Below are 26172 nucleotides of genomic sequence, written 5' to 3' on the forward strand. Positions count from 1 at the left end.
TGTATAACAAATACAACTTAGTAAAAAGTTATCCACAAAAAATTTTTTTATTATTATATATTAAATAAGTATTATTTATTATTATTAAGCACATCTATTTCAGTGGATATATAGTAAAATGATAATAAAAAACAATTATTTATAATGTTGATAAACCTGTATATAAATAGTTGATAGTTTGTTATTAACTTCCATTTTTAACTTATCAACAATTATATCCACATTATTATCCACAATAATTTTATTTGTAAAATAGCGGTTTTATGATACATTACACCAATTTTGAAGATGCTTGAATTAGGAAAGTGAAGTTATGGCGGATGCATTATGGCTTAAGTGCGTTGACGAATTAAAATATCAAGTACCTGATAATATTTTTACCATGTGGATTCGCCCATTATCCGCCTCAATGCATGACAACACGATGGTCGTTAATGTACCTAATCAATACTTTGCCAGCTATGTTGAAAAAAATCATTTAAGTCAAATTCAAACGATTTTACACCAGCTTGAGCCAACCCTACCAATTCATGTGCAGATTCAAATTGATAAAGGTAACGCAATCACTGACGCTGTCGGTACACAAGAGCTTGGTGAGCAAAAAGTGACGCTGGTAAAAAATGAGCAGCAACGCTCTTTTCAGTATATCGATCCGCATTTTACGTTTGACCAATTTGTAACCGCAAAATCCAATCAAATCGCTTATAGTATTTGCCGAGAGACTGCCAACAATTTGGGTCAATCAAAAAATAATCCGCTGTTTATTTATGGCGCGACAGGTTTGGGAAAAACCCATTTGATGCAAGCAATTGCCCACGAGATTTTAAAACAAGGCAAAAGTTTTTATTACTTCACGTCCGATAAGTTTGTTAACCAGCTGGTGAATTCATTAAGAAAACAAAAAATCGATGAGTTCAAAGATAAAATTAAAAAAGCCGATTTATTGATTATTGATGATATTCATGTGATTGCGGGAAAGCAAAAAAGTAGCGAGCAGTTTTTGCTATTGCTCAATGATTTTATGAGCAAAAATAAACAAGTGATTTTGGCATCTGATAAACACCCGAGCGCACTGACTGATTTTGACGAGCGCTTAAAGTCACGTCTGGCTTGGGGAGTAGCAGTAGCGCTAGAGCCGCCAGAGTTAGAAACCCGTATTCAAATTTTGCAAAAAAAATCCAAAGCGCAAGAGGTGAATTTGCCAAAAGAGTGCGCTATTTTTATCGCTCAGCATATCATCGCCAATGTGCGAGAGTTGGAAGGGGCGCTCAACAAAGTTTTAGCCATTTCCCGTCTGCTCAATCAGCCTATCCATTTAGAATTGGTACAAATGGCGTTAAAAGATTTGATTGCCATTCGTGTACAAGCGGTCAGTATGGATAATATTCGTAAAGTCGTTGCTGAGTTTTATGATATATCGGTCAAAGACCTGATGGGTAAAAAGCGTCTACGTCATATCGCTCGTCCGCGTCAGGTGGCTATGAGTTTAGCCCGTGAACTAACCAATAACAGCTTTACAGAAATTGGGCAATCATTTGGTGGTCGTGACCATACCACGGTGATGCACGCTTGTGAGAAAGTACAAGAACTTTGTGTCAGCGATCTGATGTTTGACAAGGATTATCGCTCATTAAAATTAATGTTACAGACCTAGTATTTTGTTAACTCGATTAAAAAGATTTTTAGTTAATTACCCCGTATAATAGATTGTAATTTTTCCATTTGTTATAACCATTTATTTTGATTTGAGGCGGTGCCATGCAATTAGTAATCTCTCGCGATTTGTTACTACAAGCGATTAATTTAATTTCAAAAGCCGCTGACAAACGCCATAACATGGTGATTTTGGGAAATATGAAATTGGCGTTAACCGACTCTCAATTGGTGATGGTAGCGTCAGATTTGGAGCTTGAATTACAAGCCACCCTTAATTTGCCAGCATCGGCGTGCAAACAACCGGGTGAAATCACCGTTCCTGCCAACAAATTCAAAGATATCGTAAAATTATTGCCCGACGGTTTACCGGTCTCTATCACTGTCGCTAACGACAATCAGTGTTTAATTGTCTGCGGTAGTAGTCGTTTTAAACTCAGCACCTTGCCTGCCCAAGACTTTCCCCTATTGGGTGAGCCCGAGCAAGTCACGCCTATTCAATTGGGCCGTGAAGACCTAGTCGATTTGCTCGATAAAACGCATTTTGCGATGGCAGTGCAAGACGTGCGTTACTATCTCACCGGTATGCTGTTTGAGGTTAAAGAGCGGCAATTAGCGACAGTATCGACCGATGGTCACCGCTTGGCATTGGCTCGTACAGTGATAGCGTGTGATGATAACGTGGCACTGGCTGCAATTTTACCAAGAAAAGCCGTACTTGAATTACAGCGTTTGTTAGCAGAGCTTAAACGCATGCTACCAAATCAAGACAATAAAATCACCCTCAATGTGGGTCGTGAATTTTTACAAGTTTTACTCCCCTTTGGGGAAGTCGATAGCACAGGTCAGCTAAAAAATGCCATCATGGTGGCTTTTACCGCGCGTTTGATTGATGGTAAGTTCCCTGATTATCGCCGCGTTATGCCATCATTGACCAACAAAATTGCCCGTATCAGCCAAGAGCAGCTGGCGAACGTGCTTCGCCGCGTGGCTATTTTGAGTAACGAGAAATCGCGTGGCGTGATTTTTGATTTTTCAGGTGATAACAATTTGATGGTGCGTGCTAGTAATGCTGAGCAAGATGAAGCCAGTGAGCAGCTTGAGGTTAAATATCAAGGTGAGGCATTAGAGATATCATTCAATGTGGCTTATTTACTAGATGTACTTAATGTACTGCAAGGCGAAATTGACTTTAATATGAGCCAAGCCAATGCTTCGGTATTGGTACAACAAGTCAATGACAGCAAACACGAATTTGTGGTTATGCCAATGCGTATTTAGTTAGCGGGCATATTTTTTTCAATCCAGTGATGAGTAGTTAATTAGATAAATCATGCAAATTATTCAATTAGCTATTCATCATTTTCGCAATCTTCACACGATTGAATTACAACCTAGCAGTTGTAATGTGTTCTTGGGTCAAAATGGCAGCGGAAAAACGTCGCTATTAGAAAGCATCTATTTATTATCGCGCGGCAAAAGTTTTCGCCATCATCAACCGAGGCATTATATTGAGCATGGTTTTAGCGATACGACGGTTTTTGCTAAGCTCAATCATGACCAAACCGTCGCTATTGCCAAATCCCAAGACGCTACCACGCAATTGAGACTTAATGGTCAGTCGCTTGTGACCCAAAGCCCACTTGCGCAGCTGCTACCGACCCTATTGCTTGAGCCTGTGAGCCTTGCCCAACTAGAAGACGGTAGTCAAGCAAGGCGTGAAATGCTAGATTGGTTAGGGTTTCACGTGGAACAATCATTCCACCCCAATTGGCTGTCTTATCAGCGTCTACTAAAACAACGCAACAGCTTATTAAAGCAAAATGTTGGCAACGCCTCATTAACCAGCCTGCAACAGCAAGAACTCTCCGCTTGGGATTACCAGCTAAGCCAACATGCAGAAAAAATTCACCAAGCAAGGGCCCACATTATTGAACAATGGCAGCCCTATTTTTTGGCGCAAGTGCAAAAATTTTTACCCCAGTATGCCCAAAAATTAAGATTGCGTTATACACCGGGGTTTGATACTGAAGCTGGCTTAGCCATTACCTTAGCCAATCGTTTGGCGTCTGACATTGAGCTTGGCTATACGCGTATGGGATGCCATCGGGCTGATATCAATGTTGTGCTAGATTTAGTGCATACTGATGGATCAGGGCATAAACACAAGCAGACATTGCTTGCCACCGATATGCTGTCACGGGGTGAAAAAAAATTATTGGTCATGGCGCTTCGCTTATCGCAGTTGCCGTTACTCAATCAGGTCGATAAAGTACCCTTGGTATTGGTAGACGATATCACAGCAGAATTGGACAATGACGCGCTTATGCTGTTATTAACTGGCTTAAAACAAGTGAATTCGCAGCTGTTTATCACTAGTCTCACCCAAGATATCGTCGAGAATATTCAGAAGATTTGGCACGATAATATAAAACTGTTTCACGTGGAACAGGGAAGCGTTAGACAATTACCGCTTGAAACACAACCTATTCAAAATGACCTATAAAAACCAATAATATTTTTAGGTGACTAACGTTAGATGATTAAGTATTTTTTCAAACTGATGTAACTTAAACTCTCTCTTTTTAGCTGAGCTAAATCACTATTTTACCTCTCATAAGCAGGGATATTCAGTGACTTTTCCCCTAAAATTTGCTACAATAAACCCTTTATTTTTCGCCAAAAAACTAAGAAAAAAATCAACGATTTTGACCATAAAATCGAGTATGTTCTGACGTTTTTGCCATGCAAAACTTATGGAGTCATCATGACTGATACATCTGCGAATGTAGCCGATCAGACACAACAATCTATTACCCAATCAAGTCAACAAGAAAGTAAAGCCTATGGTTCTGATAGTATCCGCGTACTTCGTGGCTTAGAAGCCGTGCGTGTACGCCCTGGTATGTACATTGGCGATACCGACGATGGCACAGGTTTGCATCATATGGTGTTTGAAGTGGTGGATAACGCCATTGATGAAGCCTTGGCGGGTCACTGTGATCAAATTGACATCATCATCCACGAAGATGAATCGGTCAGCGTCAAAGACAATGGACGCGGTATTCCTGTCGATATTCACCCAGAAGAAGGGGTGTCAGCCGCGCAGGTTATCATGACAGTACTGCATGCGGGCGGTAAATTTGACGACAACAGTTATAAAGTCTCAGGTGGTTTGCACGGTGTTGGTGTGTCAGTGGTTAATGCGTTATCAAAAAAACTGGTGCTCGATATCTGGCGTGATGGCTACCACTATAGCCAAACGTATGCTGATGGTGAGCCTGTAGCGCCTATCGAGCAGCTTGAAACCACCCAGCAAACAGGCACACAAGTGCGTTTTTATCCAAGCGATGATATTTTTACAGGCACGATTTTTGATTTTGAAATTCTCGCCAAGCGTTTACGCGAATTGTCGTTTTTAAACTCGGGTGTACGCATCGTATTGACGGATGAGCGCGATGACAAACGCCATGAGTTTGAACACGTTGGCGGTCTATCTGAGTTCGTCCATTACATCAATGCGGGCAAAACTGGGCTAAATGAGGTGTTTCATTTTACCAGTGAAGAAAATGACGGTATCAGCGTCGAAGTAGCATTGCAATGGACAGATAGCTACAACGAAAAAGTATTATGCTTTACCAATAATATTCCGCAAAAAGATGGCGGTACCCACCTTTCTGGTTTTCGTTCGGCATTAACACGCTGCCTAAATAGCTATATGGATAGCGAAAACTTGATGAAAAAAGAAAAAGTTGCGGTAACAGGTGACGATGCGCGGGAAGGTCTAACGGCGATTATTTCTGTCAAAGTACCTGACCCAAAATTCTCAAGCCAAACCAAAGACAAACTGGTATCGAGTGAAGTCAAACCCGCGGTTGAATCAGCCATGCACGATAAGTTTAGCGCTTACTTGCTTGAAAATCCCAATGCGGCCAAAGGGATTGCTGGTAAAATCATCGATGCCGCCCGTGCTCGAGAAGCTGCGCGTAAAGCTCGTGAAATGACTCGCCGTAAAACGACACTTGATATCGCAGGTCTGCCCGGCAAACTTGCTGATTGCCAAGAAAAAGACCCTGCGATGTCAGAGCTGTACATTGTGGAAGGGGACTCGGCAGGCGGTTCTGCGAAACAAGGGCGTAACCGTAAGATGCAGGCGATTTTACCGCTGAAAGGTAAAATTCTAAACGTAGAACGTGCGCGTTTTGATAAGATGCTATCGTCGCAAGAAGTGGGTACCTTGATTACCGCATTGGGTACAGGCATCGGGCCTGATGAGTACAATCCTGACAAATTACGCTATCACAAAATTATCATCATGACCGATGCGGACGTGGATGGTTCACATATTCGCACCTTGCTCCTGACGTTCTTTTTCCGTCAAACCCCAGAGCTATTAGAACGTGGTCATATTTATATTGCGCAGCCACCGCTGTATAAAGTGAAAAAAGGTCGCCAAGAATTGTATGTCAAAGATGATGAAGCGTTAAAGGCCTATTTATTGTCGTCAACCATTGATGATACCCAGTTGCATTTGAGTGAAGGTACGCCTGCGGTCACAGGTCAAGCGCTAGAAACCTTGCTCAATGATTATAACCAAACTCAGACCATCAAAAACCGTTTGCAAATCAAATATCCAAGCGCCGTATTGGATGCGTTGGCAATCACCAGCAAACTTAGCATACCGATGATTGAAGATGAAGCGCAAATGCGAAATTGGGTAGAAGCGTTAGCGCAGAATCTAGCAGTGACGGCAGACGGATTAGACCCACAAATTGAATTAGAGTCCTTTAGCAAACAAGAAGGCGATCATCAAAAAACCTATTATCTACCGCGCGTGACGATTTTTATCCATCAGTTGCCACACGCGTACTTATTAGATACCGCATTTATTGGTTCAGGTGAGTATAGCCGTTTGCATCGCTTAACCAGCCAATGGAAAGACATGTTATCAGATACCGCTTATGTCGCTAAAGGCGATAAAAAACTGCCGATCAAAGACATGGGTTATCTATGGCAATTTATTATGAGTGATGCGCGCCGTGGTTTAGCGATTCAGCGTTATAAAGGGTTGGGCGAGATGAACGCTGATCAATTATGGGAAACCACGATGGATCCAGAAAATCGCCATATGCTAAAAGTCACCATTGAAGATGCGATTGCTGCTGATCATTTATTCTCGTGTCTGATGGGGGATGATGTAGAACCGCGTCGTGCCTTTATTGAGGAGAATGCGTTAACGGTGACTAACTTAGATATTTAACCCAATTTTAGGGTCGTGTTTTAATACAATGGAAACCACCTTATGTTGTAATAAGGTGGTTTTATTTCAGCTTGAATTTTTAGAAGAGATATCACATGATTGCCTTATTACTGCTAGCGATAGCCTTATCGATGGATGCCTTTGCTGTAGCGATTGGACTCGGTGCCAAACACCGCCAAGATACGACCAAAATTGCGGTCATGGCAGGCGTATATTTTGGCGTCTTTCAAGGTTTAATGCCTTTGATTGGTTATCTCGGTGGACGTTCAATCTTAGGATTTATCGCAAATTGGGCGCCTTGGATAGCGTGCATTATTTTGGTGGGGCTTGGTGGAAAAATGCTGTATGAAGCCTTATCTGGCGATGATGAAGATGCTGCATCACAAGATTCCACCCCGCACAATATTGCTTTAGATATCGCCAATGATGCCAATGTTGTCATCACGCATAAAACCATGACTACTTTAGCGATTGCAACCAGTATTGATGCAATGGCAGCTGGATTTACCTTAAATTTAATCCCAGTCAATCCTTATGTATCCTGTGCGGTAATTGCCGTGGTAACAGGTATTTTTAGCTTTATCGGCGTATTTATGGGCAAGCAATCAGGCACGTGGCTAGAAAGTAAGGCTGAAATTTTTGGTGGGCTAGTATTAATCGGTATTGGCATCAAAATGGTAATTTAATAGACCAGCTTTTTTGTCTCGGATTTTAACAGTTCAAATAAAAAAGACTTTCAAATTAATGAAAGTCTTTTTCATTTTAAGCTAACTTAATCGAAAGATTAACGCTCAATACGATACCAGGCATCACGGGCTGCTAGGCGAGCTTGGTCCCAAGTCAAACGAGAACTACCTTTGAATTGTTCCCAATCATTACGTAAGTCATTTTCAACACTTTCAAACTCATTAGCGGTATTAAAATGATGACGGGCACGGTAACCATAATCATACGCTGAGCGATAGTCGGTATCGTAATCATAGCCTTGGGTATAGTAAGTCGTGGTATTGTAGTTATTGCGCCAGTAGGTATCTTCTTCTGTATTACCTTCAAGCGTATTTGCTACGGCATTACCTGTGGCTGCACCTGCTACGGCACCAATTGCACCACCCACCACTGAACCTACGGGACCACCTACCGCACCAATCGCTGCGCCTGTAGCGGCACCGGCTGCCATACCTGTACCACTGGCAACAGGGTTAGCTTCTTTACGTTGTTCGCCTGCTTCAGTTGGATTGACTGCTTCACCGACTTCATGACCTGCTGCCCCGCCAGCTACAGCGCCAATCGCGCCACCCACTAAGGTACCGACAGGACCCGCTACTGAACCAACGGCTGCACCGGCTGCTGCACCGCCTAGTGCTCCAGAACCACTGGCAACTGGATGAGGTTTTTCGTAAGCATCTTCAGCAGTAGTAGGATTGACTGCTTCACCAACTTCATGACCTGCAGCACTACCTGCTACTGCGCCGATAGCGCCACCCACTAAGGTACCAACAGGACCGGCTACTGAACCAACGGCTGCACCAGCTGCGGCACCACCTAATGCACCTGTACCCGTAGCAACAGGATGACCTTTTTCTTCACCTTCTGCATAGCCATCTACTGTACGAAGACGTGGTGAATATTCTTGACCAGCAATACGAGCATCTGTTCTATCCCAACCATCACGAATGGCTTCTTTTGCATCTTCCCATGCAAGACGTGAATTCCCTTTTACTTCATGCCAGCTACGTTCAAGGTCTGATTCAACACTGTCAAACGTTGTACCGGCTGGGTATTTTGCACGATTGGCATAACCGACGGCATAAGCTGGTTGATAGTCAGTGGTATAATCATAACCATCTCTATAATAGGTTGTTTGTGTATAGGTATCGTTCCAATAAGTATCTTCAATAGTTGGGTCAATCGCTTCACCTGCGGCATGACCTGCAGCACCACCAGCGATGGCACCAATTGCGCCACCAATTAACATACCTAACGGGCCCCCGATCGCACCGATGGCTGCACCTGCAGCAGCACCACCCATACCGCCTACTGCAGTACCGATTGGATGTGAACCTGGTTCACCAGTGATAGGGTCGCGGTTTAAGTCTGAATTATTAATATTATCTACCATGATTGTATCCTCATTTGAAGTTTTTTTATCCAAGCCATACCAGTTTTTAGAAAAAATTTTTAATATGGCTGTTATTTTTATTGTCGAAAAACAATTAAACGTGACGTTAACTTAAAATGCATAAATTAAAATCAATTTTTCGTAAAACCGTTTTCGGTTATTACCGTTTCATAATAATAAATTTTTGCGTCTACTCTGTAGCAATATCAGCAATTTTTTCGTAGAGTTTGGTAAACCTAAAGCCTCTTAGATGATGTTTGTGTAACAAAGATAATCAATTGGTGAAAGTGATGCAAAAAAATGTAGGTAAAGACCGTTTATGAGAGAAATTTTTTAGGGAAAATTTTTACTCAAAACATTCATGTAGCCATTTTTCACTCTATAAAAATCAGCAAATAAAGCCGTTAATTGGTACAATACCCATAAATTTTTGAAACCTGTTAGCATCGGTTCAGTTAAGCTATTTACCTAAATTTAAAGAGGCTTGTATGTCAACATCCAACAACTCAATCAAACAAGACCGTATCTTGGTATTGGATTATGGTTCACAGTACAGTCAACTGATTGCGCGCCGCGTGCGTGAAGCAGGGGTATTCTGTGAAATGTACCCATACGATATCGAAGCACGGCGCATTCACGACTTTGGTGCAAAAGGGGTTATTTTATCGGGCGGTCCAGAGAGCGTGTATGCAGAAAATAGCCCAAAAATTAACGACGCCGTATTTGATATCAATGTGCCGGTACTAGGCATTTGCTATGGTATGCAAGCGATGGCAGATCAGTTTGGTGGCAAAATTGAAGCCAGTAGTCACCAAGAGTTTGGCGCTGCTATCATTGAAAAAACCGCTCAAGATAGCTTTTTTAAAGGCATTGAAGATGAGCCCAACAAATTACACGTTTGGATGAGTCATGGCGATAAAGTTGTTGAGTTACCTGCAGGCTTTGAAGTAACTGCGATAACCCCAAGCTGTCCAATTGCTGCGATGGCAAATGAAAGCAAGCATTATTACGGGGTGCAGTTTCATCCAGAAGTGACCCATACGCTGCAAGGTGAAGCATTGATTAGCCGATTTGTGCACCAAATCTGTGGCTGTGCCAATGCGTGGACACCGGATAACATCATTGAGATGCGTGTGGCGCAGTTAAAAGAACAAATTGGTGATGAGCAAGTGTTGTTGGGACTTTCGGGCGGCGTAGATAGCTCGGTGGTAGCCGCACTGCTTCACAAAGCGATTGGCGAGCAGCTAACTTGTGTGTTTGTTGATAATGGTTTGTTACGGCTCCATGAAGGCGACCAAGTGATGCAAATCTTTGCTGAAAACATGGGCGTTAAAGTCATTCGCGTGGATGCTGAGGAACGTTTTTTGACCGCATTAGCCGGCGTTAGCGATCCAGAAGCCAAACGTAAAATCATTGGTAAAACCTTTATCGATGTGTTTGCAGATACCGCACGTGAACTGTCGGGTGAGGGCAAAGGCATTCAATTCTTGGCACAAGGTACCATTTACCCCGATGTCATTGAATCGGCAAAAAGTCACCAAGGCAAAGCACATGTGATCAAGTCGCACCACAATGTCGGTGGCTTGCCAGACGATTTGCAGTTCAAACTTATTGAACCCTTACGTGATTTGTTTAAAGATGAAGTGCGTAAGCTCGGTGTGACATTAGGGCTACCTGAAAAAATGATTTATCGTCATCCTTTCCCAGGTCCAGGTCTAGGCGTGCGTATCTTGGGTGAAGTGAAAAAAGAATATGCCGATATTTTGCGTCAAGCCGATGCCATCTTTATGCAAGAGTTGGAAAAATCTGGTTGGTATGAGAAAACCGCACAAGCGTTTGCGGTGTTCCAACCGGTAAAATCAGTGGGCGTGGTCGGTGATGGTCGCCGCTATGCGTGGGTGATTGCGTTACGGGCGGTTGAAACCATCGACTTTATGACAGCGCGTTTTGCCCATTTGCCGTATGATTTGATTGAAACAGTGTCTAATCGCATCATGAATGAAATCAAAGAAGTATCACGTGTGACCTACGATATCTCAAGTAAGCCACCAGCGACCATTGAATGGGAATAAAGCGACTAAAAAAAGCTAATAAAAAAAGGCGATTGATTATCGCCTTTTTTATGGTTTTAGACCACGACCGATAGTGTTATCGAGTATTGCTTTTACGGATCGCCAAAATAATCATTATCAATAAAATGCTAAAAAACCCCAGTGATAATTCTGGGATACTAAAGCCTAAAAACGTCCAGTCAATCACCGCACACTCGCCAGAACCTTTAAATACTTCTTTCAACACTTGAGCAATCGGCAGCGTATCCATCCAATAGTCTAGCCCAGGACCACATGAGGGGACTTGGTCAGGTGGCAGGTGTTGAATCCATACATGGCGAATCGCCACAGCAATTGACCACAAAATGCCGAGCAGCGCGCCAAACATCAACAAAATCTTTGCCCAAGCTTGTTTTGGATTGAGTAAAAAGGCGATAAATGCAAAAATCCCCATCACAATTAAACCCACTCGCTGAAAGATACACAGCGGACACGGGTCTAATTTTACCACCCCTTGCAAATAAAAATAGGCGAAACTCATGCCAATAATACTGGCTAACGTCAATAGTCCTGCCAGTCCCCGATAACTTAACAAGCTGTGGGTCAATGAAGCATCACGCATAAAAAAACCATCAAACAATTTAGTGAAAAAGAATAAGCCAAACCATAGCGCTTAGAATTTTAGAAATTTAACCCTAAAAAATAATCAGTCCAACAATATCTGATTACTAGCACCTGCTAACTAGCGAAATTGACCCACATAGGCATAAAAATCTTGTGTGTCATTCTGCTCGATATCGGCTTGCTCACGCACAGAGTTTTTGGCAAGCTGCTCAAAGTAAGTCATTTGCTCAGGGACCAATCCTTGATGTCTTAAGCGATTGGCATGCATTTGCGCCAGTGACTTACCAAACTGCCAGCTACTATCAAAGCGTTCGGTATCGACTAATACTTGCGCTGACAGGGTATTGTCTGGATTTTGCGCTTTTGCCATCATCGATTGCCACGCATTGCGGTAATCATTGCTACCATAGGTGACATCCATGAGTTCTGATAGCTTACGCATACCTAGCAGATGCTGTAGTAGCCAGTCTTTAAATGCGACTTGCCCAGCTACTGTATCAATCATTAAGTTTGGCTCGCGCCCTTGATTGACGATTTTTTCTTGGTTTTGAGCAAGTAGGGCATCTTCATCGGGCAATAAGTCAGGACTATCTAGCAATAGACAGTACAATGCCAAAATTTCCATAAAACAGGCGGTATTTAAGCTGATACCGATTTCGCTGTACGGATCTAAGTCAATCGCTCGGAGTTCCACATAAGCGATACCGCGCTTGGCTAAGGCATCACTGGGGTTTTCGCCAGGTTGGGTAATTTGTTTGGGTCGAATCGGGCTGTAGTACTCGTTTTCAATCTGCAAAATATGGTCATTGATTTGAATGGGATAGCCGTTGTCGTCATCGAGTCCCAACGCGCTAAAATTAGGATGCGGCGTGTGGATGGCATTACGCAAACCTGCGACATATTCATCGAGACTGTTGTAGCGGATATCTAAATCATCTTGTACACTATTTTGATAACCCAGTTTGCCCATGCGCAGAGAGGTAGCATTGGGTAAATAGTAAGTTGATGCGTTCATTGGCTGTAGCGGATGCTCGCGACCCTTTAAAAAACACGCGCACACGGCAGGACTTGCACCAACCAAGTACAGCACCATACCACTTAGACGTTTGAAGTTACGAATCAGACCCAAGTATTTTTCATTTTTAAATTCAGTTAATGGCTGGGTATCACCTAACTGCTGTTGCCAAGCGGTGAATAAATTATCACCAAATGATAAATTATAATGCAATCCAGCAATGGTCTGCATACGGCGACCATAGCGGATGCCTAGACCGTGACGATAGAGGTTTTTTAGTCTACCTGAGTTTGAGGTGCCATAGTCGGCCAGCAAAATATCTTCATCGCCCGAAATCATACAAGGCATCGACATCGACCAAAATAGCTCATCATCGGTCAAAGCATTTTGTACCACAATATGCAAATCACGCAGCATATCAAGCGCTTCTTTCACCGTGGCTTTTGGCTCAGTAATTAGCTCTAACAAGCTTTCGGCGTAGTCAGTAGTAATAAAAGGGTGAGTGAGTTTTGAGCCGAGCTTGGCAGGGTGTGGGGTAGTGGCGATATATCCCTCAGGGCTCATACGTAAGCCTTCTTTTTCGATACCCCGTAGCATGCCATGGATGTTTTCAGCGGTCAGCCAAGTAGGTAGCTGCAAAGAAGTACAAGTTTGAGGCGCTTGAGTCATAGTTATCCTAATATTATTTTTAATTGTGTGAAATTATGCCACCAAATTTAGGCAAACACTATCAAAATATCGTGATGACGAAATTACCAATTGCAATAATCGCCAAACGTAAAAAACCCACAGTAAATACCGTGGGTATGATAAAAACTATCCCATTATTTGATTAAGTGATAATTTTTACCTGAAACTTTTAATCAAAAAAGCATTAAGAGAAATCTAATTCAGTCTCAAACCCTTTTAATTCATGACGCGCCATAGCTAGGTTTGATTTTTGGCGATCAAGTACTAGGTACAAAAATAGGTTTTCATTACGGACTAGCGGACGGATTAAGTGATATTGTTTACTTAATGTGATTAGGATATCTTCGATCTTGTCGTTAAGACCTAATGCTTTAGCAGTTTTACGTTTTGCACGTACCACTTCAGTGTTACCCGCTGCTGCAACTTCAAGGTCGATACCATTACCGGTTGAGGCAAGTGCTAGACCTGATTCGCTGTCAACCAATGCAGCTGCAATGAAACCGTCGATGTTATTGAGTGAGTCTAAAGATAATTTAGCCATGATAAGCTCCTTGGTATTATTAAATGAATAATAAAGATTGCTTATTAATAATTGCTTAGCTAACAAACTTAAATCATTAAAACATTTAACATTAAGTAATTAACAACAATAAATTAATATCAACCTATATTAGGGTACTTGATGATAACACGGTTAAGTGTCATCACGCTGTTGATAAAATCATTATTACGGATAAAGGCTAACGACACAAATCAAATCTGATAAACGCTGAAAAAATGTAGATGATTTTGTTCAAAGGTAACAAATACAGGATGAATGAAAATTAAAAGGCTAAACTTAACAGTTGCTGGCTATATTTAAGCTAAAGCCTTTTAATTATGCAAATGAACTAGGTAAAGAATCCCAGTAAAATTAGCCAGTAAAGCTAGATAGAAAATGACGAACCACAACCACAAGTCGTGGTGGCGTTTGGATTGTTGACGGTAAAACGCGAGCCTTCTAATCCTTCCACATAATCAATGGTTGAGCCATGTAGGTATTGGTAGCTCAAACTATCAACAACCAATGCTACATCATCGTTACTAAAGGTAGCATCATCATCGCCCAAGTTTTCTTCAAAATTAAAACCATACGAAAAACCCGAACAGCCACCACCCGTCACATATACTCGCAGCATCAAGTCGTTATTGCCTTCTGAATCACGTAGGTTACGCACTTTTTTAGCAGCATTATCGGTTAAAGTCATGCCATCAACCATACTATCAGTTACGGTATCGCTCATCGGGGGTATTCCTTATAAAAACTTTTTTATTATTATGGGGTGCTTGCTTTATACTATCAAGAATTTTTCCCATTTAATTTTAGTCAAATTTTTTGAGTTTTGAGCCGATTATGATAGAACTAAAAGATGCCAGTATTCGCCGTGATGGGCGGGTATTATTTAAAGATGTTAATTTGCAAATCCATCCAGGTTGGAAAATCGGGTTAACAGGCAACAATGGCACAGGTAAATCCAGTTTTTTTGCGACGCTATTGACCCAAAAAGGCGAAGGCGAATTGGCACTCGACACAGGCAGTCTATCGGTTCCAAACAGTTGGCAAATCGGTCATATGGCGCAAGAGATTGAAACCACTGACCAATCGGCGATAGATTTTGTGCTCAGTGGCGACAAAGAATACTTTGAGCTGCAAGATAAGATTAACCATCCAGATACCTTGTCAGAAGATGAGCTTGCCCATGTGCACGCGCGCTTTGATGATATCCATGGTTATAGTACCCCTGCAAAAGCCTCCCAAATCATGACAGGACTTGGGTTTAATGTTGCTCAAGAAAGCCAACCTGTGAGTAGTTTTTCAGGGGGCTGGCGTATGCGCCTAAACCTTGCCAAAACCTTAATGAGCCGTGCGGATTTATTGTTGCTTGATGAGCCGACCAATCACTTGGATTTGGATGCCATTTTGTGGCTTGAAGAATGGCTCAAAGCCTATGACGGCACGTTACTCATGATTTCGCATGACCAAGCGTTTTTGGATAATGTAGTGAGCAATATCTTGCACATTGAAAACCAACAAATGACCCTTTATACAGGCAATTACAGCACCTTTGTGCGTACCCGTAGTGAACGCCTAGCCCAGCAGCAGCAACAATTTGAAAAACAGCAAGAAACCCGCGCCCACCTTGAAGATTTTATTCGCCGTTTTAAAGCCAAAGCTTCTAAAGCCAAACAAGCGCAAGCCCGTGTCAAACAGCTGGAGCGGATGACCGAGCTAGCGCCTATCATGGCGGACAACCCGTTTCAGTTTCGGTTCAAATCCCCTGTGCAATTAACATCGCCATTATTGGTGCTAGACAATGCCAGTGTGGGTTACAACGGTGTACCACTTATCGAGAATATTCGCCTACAAATTACCCCTGACAGCCGCATCGGTCTGCTAGGGATGAATGGCGCAGGCAAATCAACGGTCATTAAAGGCTTGGTGGGTGAGTTGCCTATCTTGGCTGGGACGCGTAAAGCTGCAGATAGTTTGGTACTGGGGTATTTTAACCAACACCAAATGGATAGCCTCGATGGAGAAGCATCACCTATATTGATGCTGCAGCGTCTCGCAGGCAAAACTTCAGACGCTGATTTACGGGCGTTTTTAGGGAGTTTTGACTTTCGCGGTGACCGCATTGATACCAAAAGCAAGTTGTTCTCTGGCGGTGAGCGGGCAAGACTCACCCTTGCGCTCATCGTATGGCAGCGTCCCAATGTGTTGGTATTAGACGAGCCGACCAACCACCTAGATTTGGAGATGCGGCAAGCATTGAGCATGGCCTTGCAAGAATTTGAAGGGGCGGTCATTCTGGTATCACACGACCGAGAAATGATAGCCAATGTTTGCGATGAGCTATATTTGGTGCATGACGGGCAATGTAACATCTTTGACAATGACATCGCTTATTATAGTCAGTGGTTATCACAGACCCGTAAACAGCAAGCCAAACAAGCGAGCGACAATAAAAAACTCGAAGACAAAAAATTAGCCCACCAAAAAACAGATGTTTCACGTGAAACGTCTAACGTACCCAATGCGTTATCCAAAGAAGAACAACGCAAAAAATCCGCTGAACAGCGTAAACTTACCGCGCCCATCCGTAAAAAAATCGAAAACGAAGAAAAACAACTAGAAAAATTCATGGCGCAGCTAGGTGAGATTGAAGAAAAGCTAGGTGATGCAGGTCTGTATGAGGATAGCCATAAAGCCACCTTACTGAAGCTACTCGATGAACAAACCACGCTAAAAGGACAAATTGAAGCATTCGAAGAAAATGTGATGACTTTGATGATAACACTTGAAGAGATGGAAAATAATTTTAACTAGACAATAAAAAAGACAGCCTAGACTGTCTTTTTTTATTTAATCAAACATTATTTTGCATCAGCAAAATATTTTTGTAAGTCATCATTACCACCGATGTGTTTGCCACCGATAAACACCTGTGGGGTAGTTTCACGACCAGTAATGGCTCGCACTGAGGTAATACTCGCATCTTTACCAAGTACAATTTCTTCAAACTGAAAGCCCTTTTGAGTTAACGTTTCTTTGGCTTTGGCACAATGTGGGCAACCAGGCTTGGTAAAAATTGAGACAGAGGGTTTGTCTTGCCAGTTTGGGTCGATATATTTAATCATAGTATCAGCATCTGATACTTCGTATGGGTCATCACTGCCGCTGTCTTGGGGTTCGTCAAAGATTTTGACAATTTTACCATCATCGACCAGCATCGAATAACGCCATGAACGTTTGCCAAACCCAATTGCTGAGTCATCAATTAAGCGTCCCATCGCTTCAGCAAACTCACCGTTACCATCTGGCATCACGGTCACATTGCTACAGTCTTGGTCTTTGGCCCAAGCATTCATAACAAAGGTATCGTTGACTGAGACACACACGATGTCATCAACGCCTAGTTTGGCAAATTCAGTTGCCAATTCATTGTAGCGCGGTAAATGCAGTGATGAACACGTTGGCGTAAATGCCCCGGGTAAGGCGAATAATACTACTTTTTTGCCTTTAAATAATTCATCCGTGGTAACATCCACCCATTTGCCTTGCTGTTGGGTATGAAAAGTCACACTTGGCACTTGTTTGCCAATCATATCGCTAAACGCCATGTCCTACTCCTTATTATCGTAAATTGTTATACTACATTTTTTAGTAAATCACCTATTTGCTGACTCATTATACAAACAAATAAGGTAAAAAACTGTAATCAGCGTTATTAAAAAGTTAATTATTTTAATCATTATTTTAAATCATTATATAATTTATGATTTGTTTTACATAATTATCTTTGATGCTAATAGCTAGTCAATTAGCTAGTCAATTGTTAAAAATTGACAAAATCAGTTATGATAGGGCAGATTTTTTAGATTTTATTCAACAAATTTGATAAGGAAAACCTCATGCCATCATTTGACGTGGTTTCAGAATTACAGTTATTTGAAGTTAAACATGCCGTGCAAAACACCGAGAAAGAAATCGCCACCCGTTTTGACTTTAAGGGCAGTGATATTAAAGTAGAACTCAATGAGAAAGACAAAAAAATCACCATCACCGCAGACAATGAGTTGCAGATGGAAAACGTGTATGCCATGCTTGAGAAAAACATGATAAAACGCGGGGTAGATTTGCAGTCACTCGACCCACAGGATAATCAAGGCTCGGGCAAACAAATGAAAAAGGTGGTCAATCTCAAAGATGGACTTGATGGCGATACCGCCAAAAAAATCAGCAAGGCATTAAAAGAGTCGGATTTGAAAGTATCGGCGGCGATTCAAGGCGATAAAGTACGAGTCAATGATAAGAAAAAAGACACGCTACAGCAAGCGATGGCGTTTTTGAAAGAAAAACAATTTGGTGTGCCACTGCAATTTAATAATTTTAAAGACTAGCACGCAAAAATTAGTACAAAACAACTATCATAAAAAAAGCCCTTGTCTTAAACAGGGCTTTTATTTTTACAGGTTACTATTAGAGACTTTCTTTTGTACTCGGCAATCTATTGAGTGCGCGTTCATCATATTCCACCGCCATACGCAGCGCACGAGCAAAGGCTTTAAAGGTACTTTCAATTTGGTGATGGCTGTTTTTGCCTTTCAAGTTATCCAAATGAATAGTTATCATGGCATGATTGACAAAGCCATAGAAAAATTCACTGAACAAATCTACATCAAACCCACCAATCATCGCACGGGTAAACGGGATATCCATGTGCAGTCCAGGGCGACCTGAAATATCCACTACCGCACGGCTAAGGCTTTCATCGAGTGGGGCATAAAAATGTCCATAACGCACGATGCCTTTTTTGTCACCAATCGCTTGTTTGAAGGCTTGACCTAGCGTAATACCAACATCTTCGACACTATGATGGTCGTCAATGTGGGTGTCACCGTTACAGGTAATATCCATGTCAATTAAGCCATGTCGTTTGATTTGGTCAAGCATATGGTCCAGAAATGGCACACCCGTGTCAATGGCGCCTTGACCAGTACCGTCAAGGTTGATAGATACGGTGATTTGGGTTTCGGCGGTATTTCGTGTGACAGTAGCGATACGCGATGGGCGAGTGGTCATGGTTTTCCCTTACAGTTAAAAATCACAGTCTTTTATGTTCAGCATCTTTTTCACGCTGTTTGACAACTTTACGCACTTTATCACGCGCACGGTCTTGTTTAAGCTTGGATAAATAATCCACAAAAACTTTACCATTTAAGTGGTCAATTTCATGTTGGATACATACGGCAAGTAAGCCTTGTGCTTCTTCAACAAACGGGTTGCCCTGCGCGTCGACAGCCTCAATTCTGACATGTTTGGGTCTATCGACTTTGTCATAATACTCTGGCACAGACAAACACCCTTCTTCATAGCTATATAATTCATCGGCTAATGGGGTGATAACAGGGTTGATAAACACCCGAGGCTGGCTGCCATCTTCAGATAAGTCCATCACTACCAATTGAATGTGCTCATCCACTTGTGTCGCCGCCAAACCAATACCTTTGGCGGCATACATGGTTTCAAACATATCATCAATCAAGGTTTTTAGGTCATCACCAAAGTGGGTGACAGGCTTGGCAAGGGTACGAAGCCTCGGGTCTGGGTAATTTAAAATGGTACGTAAAGTCATAATCGGTCAACTGTTAATAAGGCAAATAATAAGGCAAAAATTATCTAAAAAAATTGGCATAGGGTAACGCAAACGCTAAAGTTTGGCTACTATAACTTATATATAGGTGCAAACCAATCGCTTCACAATAGCAAATAATCAATGATAATGATTGAGTGATTAAAATCTACCAAAACCAAATCATTTAAAAAAACGATTTAAAGAGAAAATTTATGAAGCCCCAATTATTTTATGCTATGCTAACCAAAATTTACATAGCGCAAATTATGAGTGATTTTGCGACACATAACACAACATTTGGCTATGATGTTTATAAGTAATGGTAAAGCGTATGCCATTTAAAGCGTTAAGCGGTTAATCTTGAGTATTGGGCTATGAAGAACTATAACACCACGACAATGAAAAAATTATCCTTCGCTTTGTTGGCAACCCTAGGTATGACAGTGACTTCGCTAGCCGCTGCTAACAACCCGCCGCCTCGCATCAAAGCCGATGCTCCCAACCGTTATGTGGTAAAAAAAGGTGATACGCTTTGGGATATCTCCGGTAAATTTTTAGAAAGTCCGTGGCGCTGGAAAGAAATTTGGGCGACCAATAAGCAGATTCGTAATCCGCATCTGATTTATCCAAAAGATGTGATTATCTTATGTGTGATTAAAGGGCAAAAATTGGTCGGTGTAGATACGGGTGAAGGCTGTGCAGGCATTGAAAAAGCCATGAACGCGCCAGTCACCACAACCACCGTGGTGAGTGCCGCAGGTAGTATCACTGCGATTCCTTTGACTGCCATTGAAACATGGCTTGAGCGCAATATTATCGTATCGCCTGATGACTTTAAAACTACCCCCTATGTGCTTGCTTCAAAAGATAAAAACATTATCACAGGTGTCGGTAACAAAATCTATGCCAAAGGCGTGCCACTCATTGTGGGACAACGCTATGGTGTGTATCGTGAGGGCGAACCGTATGTTGACCCAACCACCCGTAAAGTCATCGGTCTTGAAGTCACCCAAGTTGCCGCAGGTATCGTCACTAGCGTAGCATCAAACGGTGTTTCTAGTATCGAGCTTAAAAAATCGTATGGTCAAGAAGTGCGCGAAGGTGACCGTGTATTTGTCGAAGTCGGTCAGTACTTGCCGCCCGCGTTTTATCCAAAACCTGCCAGCGTTACTCGTGGCGGTCGCGTGATTCGCATTTTAAACTCAATTAGTAGTGCCGGTCGAGATGGGGTGATAGCCATTAATTTGGGCACCAGCCAAGGCGCTGAGCCAGGCGATGTGTTGACGGTTTATCAAAAAGGCGCTTTAGTCTTGGACGAATATTCACGCGTGAAAGGTGGGGCAGTACGCTTGCCAAGTGAGCAAATCGGTCATGTGATGGTATTTAAAGCATTTAACGATATTAGCTACGCTTATGTACTCGATGCCGAATCACCGATTCATGAGCAAGATTTTTTACTGCCTGCGGTCGGCAATTAACGCTTTCGCTTACCTTTGCTTACTTGCCCTTGATTGTGCTTGATGGGTAAGCGATTGTTCAAAAGCCAGTCATCTTGACTGGCTTTGCTGTCTTTAAAGTTTTTATTGTGAGAAAAATTTATAATAGCAAACATTCATAAGCCATATACATGCCTAAGGAATATACGTGATGCAGGACTATCAGCCTAACTTAAACCCGGCGCAGCAGGCTGCCTTATTGTTATGGCATTTAGTGAACTTATCGGTGCCTGTTTATAACAAGCTTGTAGCGCGTTTTGGTAGCGCTGAACAAGCGATTCAAGCCAAGCTGGCAGACTGGCAAGCACTGGGCTTGCATGATAATCACCACAAACGCTTTGCTGAGTTTATCAGCGCGAGTCGAACCAGCCAATTTTTGCATGATACGCTATTAGAACTATCACAAGGGCAGTATGGTGTGGTGTTTGATAATGACCCTTTATATCCGACTCAGTTAAAAAACATCTATGACCCACCCCCTTTGCTATTGTATCAAGGCAACTTATCTGCCTTAAGCCAACCACAATTGGCGATTGTTGGGAGTCGTAAACCTAGCCCACATGCCGAAAAAATTGCCTTTGATATGGCGCAATATTTGGCGCACGAAGGCTTATGGATCACCAGTGGCATGGCAGAAGGAATTGACAAACAAGCGCATTTAGGTGCGTTAAGTCTACAGATGACTGGCACACAAGGTGGTACTATTGCGGTACTGGGCAATGGTATTAAACATTGTTATCCAAAAAATCACGCCAGCCTTAAAGCCAATATTATTGCGTCAGGTGGCTGCGTCATTAGTGAATTATTGCCTGATATGCCAAGCAATCGTTACCATTTTCCAAGGCGCAATCGTCTCGTCGCTGGGCTAAGTTTAGCAACTCTGGTTGTAGAAGCCGCTGCCAAAAGCGGCTCGCTCATTACGGCCAGAGAAGCCAACGAGCAAGGCAAACAAGTTTTTGCTATTCCTAGTCATATTGACAACCTCAACGCCAAAGGTTGCCACCAATTGATTCGTGAGGGTGCGACCTTGGTCGATCATCCATCGCAAATTTTGGAAGATTTATCAATTTTTAAATCACCGATTGTCAAAGCCACTGAGGTTGAACCAGCGCTGATAGTTGCACAGGCAGTGAGCAATAGCCCTCAATTACCGTCCGAATCAGCGTCAAATACCCAGCCGCACCAAGCGCCATTGGCGATGGATGTGGCGCCGCATTTGCAGAAATTGCTTAATCAACTCGATTGGGTAGGGCAAGATTTAGACAGCTTGGTCGATAAGACCCACACCGATATTGCGACACTTATGGGCTGGCTGATTGAGCTTGAGCTCATGGGACTGGTGATGCAGCGCGGCGGTCTATATATGCGCTGCCGCCCTTAATTTTGATAAGCGATGAGCAAAAAAACTACCAAATAATCGAGGTATATAATGCAATTTAATGACACCCAGCTCGATGCAGTTCAGCAATTTTTACAAGCCGGCAATCTACTGGCTTATCCAACCGAAGCGGTGTGGGGAATCGGCTGTGATCCATTTAACGAAACCGCAGTGAAACAGATTTTAGCGATTAAACAGCGTCCAATCGAAAAAGGCATGATTGTTATCACAGGCGATATCGCGCATATTCAGCCATTCTTACAGCCGTTACCACAGCAAGTAGTTGATAGCATTGCGGCAAGTTGGCAGTCTAGCGATGCACAAGCCACCACTTGGTTGTTACCGATTCCTGCGACATTGCAAGGCAAAATCCCCGAATGGGTCACAGGTGGACGAGATAGCTTAGCCATACGAGTGATTAGCCATCCGATGATTGCTAAGCTTTGCAATCACATCGCCCACGCAGACCACAATAACCCGTTTGGATTTTTGGTATCCACGAGTTGTAACCTATCGGGTTTGACACCTGCTACTGATTTCGCGGCTGCTTATCAATACTTTGGTGATGCCATCGGTTATTTACTCGGCGACACCCTTGGATTTGTTCGACCTAGCCAAATTTTTGATGCCCTAACCCAACAACAAGTACGCGCTTAACACCTTATTTTTAGCAAATTTTATCTTCTCATGTCATAAATACGCAAATTTAGTGTGGATTTCATAGGAAAAACGCCATTTTGACCCGCAAATAATGCGACTCACTCTTGAAATCAAAGGGATTCACCATTATCAAAGCCAATAACTTTAACCGTTTTAACGTGTAACTGTTACCTTGGTGACGGTTACCTTGATAATAGGAGTGATGATTGATGAATTCAGCTGATAATAACCAAAATACGCAACCGCATAACCAAACTGACGCCGTCTCAACGGAGTTAAAAGATGCCATGGAACAGTTTGAGCCAAGTAACGAGCAAAAAACCATTCCTAGCGACATCAATTTGAGCACCTACGAGCAGCGTATTGCCGAGCTTGAAGGTCAAGTCAAAGAAGCCAAAGAAGCTCATGCCCGTGCCAATGCTGAAGCCTACAATGCGCGCAACCGCATGGAGCAAGAAACCGAAAAAACCAAAAAATTTGCCTTAGAAAAGTTTGCCAAAGACCTATTAGAAACCGTGGATAACCTTGAACGTGCAATTGAAAGTAGCCAATCTGACAATGATCCCGTGCTTGAAGGCGTCAAACTTACCCACAAATCGCTGATTACGGTGCTAGAAAAATATGGCGTTAAAGTGGTTAATCCACAGGGCGAAACATTTAATGCCGACCTGCATGAAGCCGTGGGTATCGACCCAGAGGCAAGCGCCAACCAAGTCGGTCAAGTACTACAAAAAGGTTATACGCTAAATGAGCGTTTATTGCGCCCAGCCATGGTTCGCGTGGGCAGCTAGTAGGCAAGCAGTAAACAACGGATTGACCGATTGGTAACAAGCGTAGCAAAAAACTTTTGCTAACTGCTTGAAAAAAACCCTCGGTAAACCGATATAAAAATACAAGACAATGTGGTGCTCATCACCACTTACCATCAAAATAAAAATTGGAGAATTTAATTATGGCTAAAATTATTGGTATTGACTTAGGTACAACCAACTCATGTGTTGCAGTGATGGAAGGTGACAAAGTTAAAGTCATCGACAATGCTGAAGGCGCACGTACCACCCCATCAATCGTTGCTTATAAAGATGACGGCGAAATCTTAGTGGGTCAATCAGCCAAACGCCAAGCGGTAACTAACCCACAAAATACCTTATTTGCTATCAAGCGTTTGATTGGTCGCAAGTTTGAAGACAAAGTCGTGCAAAAAGACATCGGCATGGTGCCATATAAAATTGTCAAAGCTGACAATGGCGATGCTTGGGTTGACATCAACGGTAAAAAATTAGCACCACCCCAAATCTCTGCTGAAGTTTTGAAAAAAATGAAAAAAACTGCAGAAGATTATCTGGGTGAAAGTGTCACTGAAGCGGTAGTAACGGTCCCTGCTTACTTCAACGACAGCCAACGTCAAGCTACTAAAGACGCCGGTAAAATCGCAGGTCTTGATGTCAAACGTATCATCAACGAACCTACAGCGGCAGCTTTAGCTTACGGTATGGACAAGAAAGGCGGTGCAGATCGTAAGATTGCGGTTTATGACTTAGGTGGTGGTACTTTCGATATTTCAATCATCGAAATCGCAGACGTTGATGGCGAGCAGCAATTTGAAGTGCTTTCAACCAATGGTGACACCTTTTTAGGCGGTGAAGACTTTGATTTAACCTTAATTGACTACTTGGTTGAAGAATTCAAAAAAGAAAACAGTGTGAACCTAAAAGGTGACCCACTGGCAATGCAACGCTTAAAAGAAGCGGCAGAGAAAGCAAAAATCGAACTTTCAAGCTCACAAAGCACGGATATTAACTTACCGTACATTACTGCCGATGCCACAGGTCCAAAACACTTAGTGGTAAACGTAACTCGTGCCAAGTTAGAAAGCTTAACTGAAGCGCTTGTCAACCGTACCATTGAGCCTTGTAAAATCGCATTGAGTGACGCGGGCTTAAAAGCATCTGATATTGATGATGTTATCTTGGTAGGTGGTCAAAGCCGTATGCCACTGGTACAACAACGTGTTCAAGAATTTTTCGGCAAAGAGCCACGTAAAGATGTGAATCCTGATGAAGCCGTAGCGATGGGTGCAGCGATTCAAGGTGCGGTACTGTCGGGTGACAAAACTGACGTACTACTGCTTGATGTGACACCGTTAACGCTAGGTATCGAAACCATGGGCGGCGTGTTGACACCAATCATTGAGAAAAACACCATGATTCCAACCAAGAAATCACAAGTGTTCTCTACAGCGGATGACAATCAACCAGCAGTAACTATTCAGGTCTACCAAGGTGAACGTAAAATTGCCGCACAAAACAAATTGCTTGGACGTTTCGATTTGACCGATATTCCACCCGCACCGCGTGGCGTACCACAAATTGAAGTTACCTTTGACATCAACGCTGATGGCATCATGAATATCTCAGCGAAAGATAAAGGGACTGGTAAAGCACAAAGTATCCAAATTAAAGCCGACTCAGGTCTATCAGACTCAGAAATCGAGCAAATGATTCGTGATGCTGAAGCCAATGCCGCTGAAGATGCCAAATTTGCTGAACTTGCGCAAGTACGTAACGAAGCAGATGGTCGTATTCATGGCGTACAAAAAGCCATGAAAGATGCCGCTGATAAAGTAACCGATAGCGATAAAACCGCAGTAGAAGACGCTATCAAAGCGCTAGAATTGGCGGTTAAAGAAGATAATCTAGATGACATCAAGTCAAAACTTGAAGCTCTAGACAATGCCTTCTTACCGGTTAGTCAAAAAATCTACGCTGACCCAGGCGCTACCGCAGAAGCGGGTGATGCACAGCCACAACAAACCCAGCAAGATGATGGGGTTGTCGATGCAGAATTCACCGAAGTAAAAGATGACAACAAATAATCAGTTCACTGATTACAGCATCATAAAAATACCGCCGCACGGCGGTATTTTTATTTTATTTGAAAATTTTAAGAAAAAGGTGTTGACACCCATTCTAATTCACGTATAATACGCCACCATTGAGCGACGAAGAGTTTACAAATAAGTAAAACAAGTTACGAAGCTTAGAAAGAAT

At 42.5% G+C, this 26172-nt stretch carries 20 protein-coding genes and 2 pseudogenes; 13 read left to right on the forward strand and 9 right to left on the reverse strand.

Annotated elements, in window-relative coordinates:
* The first annotated feature begins 313 nt into the window (after positions 1 to 313).
* From dnaA to RTS10_RS09030, 5 genes are all read left to right on the forward strand, one after another.
* Positions 314 to 1654 (forward strand): chromosomal replication initiator protein DnaA, encoded by a 1341-nt coding sequence (gene dnaA, locus RTS10_RS09010; RefSeq protein WP_312523185.1) that lies wholly within the window; start codon positions 314 to 316, stop codon positions 1652 to 1654.
* Positions 1655 to 1758: 104 nt separating this feature from the next.
* Positions 1759 to 2934, forward strand: coding sequence for a DNA polymerase III subunit beta (dnaN, locus tag RTS10_RS09015; RefSeq protein WP_312540050.1), 1176 nt, complete (start codon positions 1759 to 1761; stop codon positions 2932 to 2934).
* Positions 2935 to 2986: 52 nt separating this feature from the next.
* A complete protein-coding gene (gene recF, locus RTS10_RS09020; protein WP_312540051.1) occupies positions 2987 to 4159 on the forward strand; it encodes a DNA replication/repair protein RecF in 1173 nt (390 codons plus the stop codon).
* Between the two features lie 261 nt (positions 4160 to 4420).
* Positions 4421 to 6913, forward strand: coding sequence for a DNA topoisomerase (ATP-hydrolyzing) subunit B (gene gyrB / locus RTS10_RS09025; RefSeq protein ID WP_219331741.1), 2493 nt, complete (start codon positions 4421 to 4423; stop codon positions 6911 to 6913).
* A gap of 95 nt (positions 6914 to 7008) precedes the next feature.
* Positions 7009 to 7599 carry a manganese efflux pump MntP gene (locus RTS10_RS09030; protein WP_159373931.1) on the forward strand — a complete coding sequence of 197 codons (591 nt, stop codon included), beginning with the start codon at positions 7009 to 7011 and terminating at the stop codon, positions 7597 to 7599.
* 539 nt (positions 7600 to 8138) lie between these two features.
* Here the strand turns inward: RTS10_RS09030 and RTS10_RS11010 are convergent.
* A pseudogene (locus tag RTS10_RS11010) lies at positions 8139 to 8501 on the reverse strand (glycine zipper domain-containing protein); the annotation flags it as partial.
* 66 nt (positions 8502 to 8567) lie between these two features.
* Positions 8568 to 9032, reverse strand: a pseudogene (locus RTS10_RS11015) (hypothetical protein); the annotation flags it as partial.
* A gap of 488 nt (positions 9033 to 9520) precedes the next feature.
* On the opposite strand from RTS10_RS11015, the gene guaA reads away from it, so the two are divergent.
* Positions 9521 to 11104: a glutamine-hydrolyzing GMP synthase gene (guaA, locus tag RTS10_RS09040; RefSeq protein WP_203171258.1), complete on the forward strand. Its 1584-nt coding sequence runs from the start codon at positions 9521 to 9523 to the stop codon at positions 11102 to 11104.
* A 76-nt stretch (positions 11105 to 11180) separates the two neighbouring features.
* Here guaA and RTS10_RS09045 read toward each other — a convergent pair whose 3' ends face one another.
* The 4 genes from RTS10_RS09045 to erpA all read right to left on the reverse strand — a co-directional run bounded on the left by RTS10_RS09045 (position 11181) and on the right by erpA (position 14671).
* Positions 11181 to 11705 (reverse strand): disulfide bond formation protein B, encoded by a 525-nt coding sequence (locus RTS10_RS09045; RefSeq protein ID WP_065253951.1) that lies wholly within the window; start codon positions 11703 to 11705, stop codon positions 11181 to 11183.
* A gap of 120 nt (positions 11706 to 11825) precedes the next feature.
* The gene (gene gshA / locus RTS10_RS09050) at positions 11826 to 13391 is read right to left on the reverse strand and encodes a glutamate--cysteine ligase (RefSeq protein ID WP_312540054.1); all 1566 of its coding nucleotides are present in this window, start codon (positions 13389 to 13391) and stop codon (positions 11826 to 11828) included.
* 205 nt (positions 13392 to 13596) lie between these two features.
* Positions 13597 to 13953, reverse strand: a complete 357-nt coding sequence (locus tag RTS10_RS09055; protein ID WP_065253953.1) for a roadblock/LC7 domain-containing protein — start codon at positions 13951 to 13953, stop codon at positions 13597 to 13599.
* 385 nt (positions 13954 to 14338) lie between these two features.
* Positions 14339 to 14671 carry an iron-sulfur cluster insertion protein ErpA gene (gene erpA / locus RTS10_RS09060; protein ID WP_065253985.1) on the reverse strand — a complete coding sequence of 111 codons (333 nt, stop codon included), beginning with the start codon at positions 14669 to 14671 and terminating at the stop codon, positions 14339 to 14341.
* A gap of 134 nt (positions 14672 to 14805) precedes the next feature.
* Here erpA and RTS10_RS09065 point away from each other — a divergent pair, with 134 nt between their 5' ends.
* Positions 14806 to 16779, forward strand: a complete 1974-nt coding sequence (locus RTS10_RS09065) for an ATP-binding cassette domain-containing protein (protein WP_312540055.1) — start codon at positions 14806 to 14808, stop codon at positions 16777 to 16779.
* 47 nt (positions 16780 to 16826) lie between these two features.
* On the opposite strand, the gene RTS10_RS09070 is transcribed toward RTS10_RS09065, so the two are convergent.
* A complete protein-coding gene (locus RTS10_RS09070; protein ID WP_312540056.1) occupies positions 16827 to 17573 on the reverse strand; it encodes a glutathione peroxidase in 747 nt (248 codons plus the stop codon).
* Positions 17574 to 17864: 291 nt separating this feature from the next.
* Between RTS10_RS09070 and RTS10_RS09075 the strand changes: the two genes are divergently transcribed.
* Positions 17865 to 18353, forward strand: coding sequence for a YajQ family cyclic di-GMP-binding protein (locus RTS10_RS09075; RefSeq protein ID WP_036591734.1), 489 nt, complete (start codon positions 17865 to 17867; stop codon positions 18351 to 18353).
* A 79-nt stretch (positions 18354 to 18432) separates the two neighbouring features.
* Here the strand turns inward: RTS10_RS09075 and hisB are convergent, their stop codons facing one another.
* Entirely contained in the window at positions 18433 to 19035 is a 603-nt protein-coding gene (gene hisB, locus RTS10_RS09080) for an imidazoleglycerol-phosphate dehydratase HisB (RefSeq protein ID WP_060994950.1), read from the reverse strand.
* A 22-nt stretch (positions 19036 to 19057) separates the two neighbouring features.
* Positions 19058 to 19588 (reverse strand): peptide deformylase, encoded by a 531-nt coding sequence (gene def, locus RTS10_RS09085; RefSeq protein ID WP_060994951.1) that lies wholly within the window; start codon positions 19586 to 19588, stop codon positions 19058 to 19060.
* 374 nt (positions 19589 to 19962) lie between these two features.
* On the opposite strand from def, the gene RTS10_RS09090 reads away from it, so the two are divergent.
* From RTS10_RS09090 to dnaK, 5 genes are all read left to right on the forward strand, one after another.
* Positions 19963 to 21066 carry a LysM peptidoglycan-binding domain-containing protein gene (locus RTS10_RS09090; protein WP_312523193.1) on the forward strand — a complete coding sequence of 368 codons (1104 nt, stop codon included), beginning with the start codon at positions 19963 to 19965 and terminating at the stop codon, positions 21064 to 21066.
* Positions 21067 to 21235: 169 nt separating this feature from the next.
* Positions 21236 to 22465 (forward strand): DNA-processing protein DprA, encoded by a 1230-nt coding sequence (gene dprA, locus RTS10_RS09095; RefSeq protein WP_312523195.1) that lies wholly within the window; start codon positions 21236 to 21238, stop codon positions 22463 to 22465.
* Between the two features lie 48 nt (positions 22466 to 22513).
* A complete protein-coding gene (locus tag RTS10_RS09100) occupies positions 22514 to 23119 on the forward strand; it encodes an L-threonylcarbamoyladenylate synthase (protein WP_219331731.1) in 606 nt (201 codons plus the stop codon).
* A 212-nt stretch (positions 23120 to 23331) separates the two neighbouring features.
* Positions 23332 to 23913 carry a nucleotide exchange factor GrpE gene (gene grpE, locus RTS10_RS09105; RefSeq protein WP_312540057.1) on the forward strand — a complete coding sequence of 194 codons (582 nt, stop codon included), beginning with the start codon at positions 23332 to 23334 and terminating at the stop codon, positions 23911 to 23913.
* A 161-nt stretch (positions 23914 to 24074) separates the two neighbouring features.
* On the forward strand, positions 24075 to 25997 hold the full coding sequence (gene dnaK / locus RTS10_RS09110; protein WP_309593310.1) for a molecular chaperone DnaK: 1923 nt from the start codon (positions 24075 to 24077) through the stop codon (positions 25995 to 25997).
* Positions 25998 to 26172 lie beyond the last annotated feature (175 nt).

The sequence above is a fragment of the Moraxella sp. CTOTU47616 genome (assembly GCF_032017465.1).
GTDB classification, from domain to species: domain Bacteria; phylum Pseudomonadota; class Gammaproteobacteria; order Pseudomonadales; family Moraxellaceae; genus Faucicola; species Faucicola tetraodonis.

What these genes read in the sequence shown, in the direction of transcription:
- dnaA (WP_312523185.1), top strand. Translation starts at nt 314, where the DNA reads ATGGCGGATGCATTATGGCTTAAGTGCGTTGACGAATTAAAATATCAA.
- dnaN (WP_312540050.1), top strand. Translation starts at nt 1,759, where the DNA reads ATGCAATTAGTAATCTCTCGCGATTTGTTACTACAAGCGATTAATTTA.
- recF (WP_312540051.1), top strand. Translation starts at nt 2,987, where the DNA reads ATGCAAATTATTCAATTAGCTATTCATCATTTTCGCAATCTTCACACG.
- gyrB (WP_219331741.1), top strand. Translation starts at nt 4,421, where the DNA reads ATGACTGATACATCTGCGAATGTAGCCGATCAGACACAACAATCTATT.
- RTS10_RS09030 (WP_159373931.1), top strand. Translation starts at nt 7,009, where the DNA reads ATGATTGCCTTATTACTGCTAGCGATAGCCTTATCGATGGATGCCTTT.
- guaA (WP_203171258.1), top strand. Translation starts at nt 9,521, where the DNA reads ATGTCAACATCCAACAACTCAATCAAACAAGACCGTATCTTGGTATTG.
- RTS10_RS09045 (WP_065253951.1), bottom strand. Translation starts at nt 11,705, where the DNA reads ATGCGTGATGCTTCATTGACCCACAGCTTGTTAAGTTATCGGGGACTG.
- gshA (WP_312540054.1), bottom strand. Translation starts at nt 13,391, where the DNA reads ATGACTCAAGCGCCTCAAACTTGTACTTCTTTGCAGCTACCTACTTGG.
- RTS10_RS09055 (WP_065253953.1), bottom strand. Translation starts at nt 13,953, where the DNA reads ATGGCTAAATTATCTTTAGACTCACTCAATAACATCGACGGTTTCATT.
- erpA (WP_065253985.1), bottom strand. Translation starts at nt 14,671, where the DNA reads ATGGTTGATGGCATGACTTTAACCGATAATGCTGCTAAAAAAGTGCGT.
- RTS10_RS09065 (WP_312540055.1), top strand. Translation starts at nt 14,806, where the DNA reads ATGATAGAACTAAAAGATGCCAGTATTCGCCGTGATGGGCGGGTATTA.
- RTS10_RS09070 (WP_312540056.1), bottom strand. Translation starts at nt 17,573, where the DNA reads ATGGCGTTTAGCGATATGATTGGCAAACAAGTGCCAAGTGTGACTTTT.
- RTS10_RS09075 (WP_036591734.1), top strand. Translation starts at nt 17,865, where the DNA reads ATGCCATCATTTGACGTGGTTTCAGAATTACAGTTATTTGAAGTTAAA.
- hisB (WP_060994950.1), bottom strand. Translation starts at nt 19,035, where the DNA reads ATGACCACTCGCCCATCGCGTATCGCTACTGTCACACGAAATACCGCC.
- def (WP_060994951.1), bottom strand. Translation starts at nt 19,588, where the DNA reads ATGACTTTACGTACCATTTTAAATTACCCAGACCCGAGGCTTCGTACC.
- RTS10_RS09090 (WP_312523193.1), top strand. Translation starts at nt 19,963, where the DNA reads ATGAAGAACTATAACACCACGACAATGAAAAAATTATCCTTCGCTTTG.
- dprA (WP_312523195.1), top strand. Translation starts at nt 21,236, where the DNA reads ATGCAGGACTATCAGCCTAACTTAAACCCGGCGCAGCAGGCTGCCTTA.
- RTS10_RS09100 (WP_219331731.1), top strand. Translation starts at nt 22,514, where the DNA reads ATGCAATTTAATGACACCCAGCTCGATGCAGTTCAGCAATTTTTACAA.
- grpE (WP_312540057.1), top strand. Translation starts at nt 23,332, where the DNA reads ATGAATTCAGCTGATAATAACCAAAATACGCAACCGCATAACCAAACT.
- dnaK (WP_309593310.1), top strand. Translation starts at nt 24,075, where the DNA reads ATGGCTAAAATTATTGGTATTGACTTAGGTACAACCAACTCATGTGTT.